This window comes from Actinotalea sp. JY-7885 (assembly GCF_014525465.1).
Taxonomy (GTDB): domain Bacteria; phylum Actinomycetota; class Actinomycetes; order Actinomycetales; family Cellulomonadaceae; genus Actinotalea.
This window is the reverse complement of the sequence record NZ_JACEXH010000254.1, coordinates 1-3,270: the sequence shown is the minus strand read 5'-3', so window position 1 is coordinate 3,270 and position 3,270 is coordinate 1. Positions and strand designations below refer to the sequence as shown.

General features: G+C 76.4%; 4 protein-coding genes. 3 read left to right on the top strand and 1 reads right to left on the bottom strand.

What is annotated here, in order from left to right:
• The 3 genes from IDM29_RS15805 to IDM29_RS15795 form a co-directional block, all read left to right on the top strand.
• Positions 1–733 (top strand): hypothetical protein (locus IDM29_RS15805; protein ID WP_223148407.1); only part of this gene is annotated, 733 nt, incomplete at its 5' end.
• Complete coding sequence (locus IDM29_RS15800) at positions 730–1,317, top strand: hypothetical protein (RefSeq protein ID WP_182113512.1); 588 nt, start codon at positions 730–732, stop codon at positions 1,315–1,317. The genes IDM29_RS15805 and IDM29_RS15800, both read left to right, overlap by 4 nt.
• Positions 1,314–1,946 carry a hypothetical protein gene (locus IDM29_RS15795; RefSeq protein ID WP_188037769.1) on the top strand — a complete coding sequence of 211 codons (633 nt, stop codon included), beginning with the start codon at positions 1,314–1,316 and terminating at the stop codon, positions 1,944–1,946. Before IDM29_RS15800 ends, IDM29_RS15795 begins: the two co-directional genes overlap by 4 nt.
• A 42-nt stretch (positions 1,947–1,988) precedes the next feature.
• On the opposite strand, the gene IDM29_RS15790 is transcribed toward IDM29_RS15795, so the two are convergent.
• Positions 1,989–3,270 (bottom strand): hypothetical protein (locus tag IDM29_RS15790; protein ID WP_188037768.1); only part of this gene is annotated, 1,282 nt, incomplete at its 5' end.

Here is a 3,270-nt window from a genome sequence, read left to right as displayed (position 1 = left end):
GGGCGCGCCACCCGCTAGCCTGCCCTGCGTCGGCGCCCCCCGCGCGCCACCGCCCCCAGGAGGTCCCGTGCGCCTGCTCGACCGGCCGCTGGCGGCCGCCGCGCGCCGGGCGCTTGGCTCCTGGTGGGGCAAGACCTCGGTCGCGGTGCTCGCGGTGCTGCTGGTCGGCGTCGGCGCGCTCGCGGCCGGCGGCGGTCTGCGCGCCGCGGACCTGGAGGAGGAGCGTGTCGTGGCGGGGGAGCCGGTCGACCTGGGGCGGATCCGGGCGACGGTCATCGACCACACGGTCGCGTCGGACATCCTCACCTCGGACCTCGAGTACGTGGGCGGCGAGGCGTGGCTGGTCGTGCGCGCGGTGGTCGAGGTCCTCGACGACGAGACCGTCCAGATGCTGCCCGACCTCATCGGCCTCCCGGACGACGTGGAGCTGGCGCTCGAGCCCGAGGACAGCGGCTACCACCAGTACCCGGTGTGGGTCCTGTCCGCCGACGGCAGCAACCGGCCGTACCTGCACCCCGGCCTGCCGCAGGAGATCCTGCTCGCCTGGCCGCTGGGGTCGGCGCAGGTCCCCGAGCCGCTGGACGTCGCGGTGCTGGGGTCGGAGCAGTACTTCAGCCGCTTGGAGCACGGTCCCTCCTGGTCCCCGCCGGCCCCGGTCGCGCGGCTCGAGGTGCCTCGCGCGCCGCAGCTGCCGGACGCGGTGCTCGCGCACCTGCGCGAGGACGCGCCGTGAGCGCGCGGCGTGGCCGCGAGGCGGTCGTGCACGCGGTGGTCGTCGCCGTCGTCCTCGCCGGCGGCCTGGCCGTCAACCACGTCCAACGCTACGGGGCGTCGGTCCGCTCGTTCGTGGCGTACGGGGAGCCGGGGGAGCGCCTGGACGTGTGGCCCGGGAGCGTGGTCGTGCACGGGGTCCGGGCGTCACGCACGCTCGACGTCAGCGAGAGCACGATGTTCGGGGACCCGCCCCCGCCGCCACCGACGGACGGCGTCTGGGTGGCCGTCGACCTCGCCGTCGCCGGGGGGGACCAGCCGGGCCCCGTGCCGCGCGTCCAGCTCGTCGACGCCTCGGACCGCACGTTCGAGCCGACCAACCGCGCTCGCGCGAGCTATCCCGGCCGCGCGCAGCCGGGCTCGCAGCACCGGTGGGAGGTCGTCTTCGAGATCCCGGCCGACGCCGTCGGCCCCGTGACCGTCGTCGTGGCCGATCGCTTCCCGTACCAGCTCGGCGCCGAAGCCCACGTCGCGACGCACGTCGGGCCGGTCTCGGACGAGCCGCTCGTCCCGGACGCGGCGGCGCTCGTGGAGCCCTTCGGATGAGCGCCGCATCGGGCCGCCGCAGCGCCGGCCGGGGCCGGCTGCGACGGCACGCCGTGCCGCTGGCGCTGCTCGTGCCGGCGCTCGCCGCCTTCACCTGGACGGCGTCGTCGGACGCGCGCGCGGGGTGGTGGCTCGTCGAGAACCACGTCCCGGTCCGGGCCGGCGCGGACGGCTGGGCCCGGATGCCCGACGTCGTGCTGCGGCTCACCGAGGTGGAGCGGGTGCGGGTGCTCACGACCGATTTCGACGGGCCGTGGTCGCCGCCGCCCGGCTACGCCCTGTGGCGCGTGGGGGTCGAGGCGCGCTCGGACCTGACCGAGCCGCGGTACTGCGACTTCCGGGTGGTCGACGAGCGCGGCCGCTCGTTCTCCGCGCCCGAGGGGCCCGCCGCCGTCCCGGGGACGTACTCGACGACCCTCGACTGCGGCGGCGGGGTCACCGAGGAGATCGTCGCTGTGCCGGGGGAGGACGAGGAAGAGCAGGCGCCGCGACCCGGGCAGTACGTCAACGAGGCGTACGTGCTGCTCCCGACCCAGGCCCGGCCGGTCGAGGTCCGCGTCTTCACCACCAGCCGGGACGGCGGCTTCGGGCCGGCGTACGCGGCGCTGCCCGTGCCCGACGAGGACTGAGGGCCGCTCCTCGCCGCAGCGCCCGCGGCGCGTCCGAGCGCCTCAGCGGCGGCGCAGGCGCAGCGTGTCGGGCAGACCGAGGCGCACGAGGACGGCGTTGGCGGCCGACGCCACGAGCGCGAGCGTCAGGACGCGCGCCGCGATGACCCCCGCGCCGTCCACGAAGTCGTCGAGCGCGTCCCAGCCGAGGTACGTCTGGGGCCCGATCACGGCACGCATCCCCTCCCACAGGAGGAGGTCGACGTTGTCCGTGAGGAGGAAGGCGGCGCACACGACCAGGACGGGCCGCCACCCCGCGCGGGCGATCAGCCCGGCCGCCCCGATCACCGCGCCGAAGCGGCGCTCGGGGTTGGTGAGCAGCGTCAGCGCGCGCTGGGTGCGGTGGTCGCCCACGCGGGCGACGACCGCGCCGATGCGGCCCGCGGCCAGGTCGCGCGTGTGCATCACCTTGGTCGCCTCGACGCCGTAGACGACCGCAGCGAGGTTCAGCCAGGCGAGGGGCACCACGATCGCCGTGATCGCCGCCGCGAGGAGGAGCTCCCCGCCCGCGAGGGCGCTCTCGACCCACGCCGCCAGGTGCGGGGTGCGCAGGGCGACGCCGGACCACCACTCCTCCAGGGCCACGCCCGCGACACGCGTGCGCCACCACACGGACGCCGTGCCGAGCGACTCACGCACCACGACGGCCCCGAGCACGATCCAGACCGCCTCGCAGTAGCCGGCACCGAGCTGCAGCCAGGCGCGGCGCCCGGCGCGCGCGGCGGGCGTGCGACGGACCAGCATCGTCAGCACCCGGCGCACGGCCAACGCGCCCAGGACGGTGCCGAGGACGGCGACCGACGTGGCCTGGGCCAGGCGGTCGTAGATGTCACCGCCTGACCACGAGACGTCACCCGCGACCGCGTACCCGAGCGCGTAGGAGTCGTCCACGAGCGCGCCGTCGTGCTCGTAGATCAGCAGGAACGGGATGAGCACGGCGGCCGCGGCGATGACGAGCGTGGATGCGGCGCGGGCCCGGCGGCGCACGGCGGCGAGCCGGCCCCCCGCCGGCGCCGCGGCGGTCTCGAGCGGGCTCCCGGCGTCCGGCGCGTTCCGGCTGCGGAGCACCAGGAACATCGCGACGACGCACAGCAGCTGGACGAACGGGATGACGGCCTGCACGAGGTTGCTCAGCACCGCCGACGTGCGCGTCGTGACGACGGCCAGGTCGAGCAGCAGGGTGCGGGAGACGTAGGCGACGACGGCGAGGAGCGTCAGCGCGGGCCAGTGGGTCGCCACGAGCCTGCCCGCGTCGCGCAGCACGCGGGCGGCCTCCCGCAGCACC

Excerpts from the sequence above, each read along its gene's own strand:
- IDM29_RS15795 (WP_188037769.1), top strand. The coding sequence starts at position 1,314 with ATGAGCGCCGCATCGGGCCGCCGCAGCGCCGGCCGGGGCCGGCTGCGA.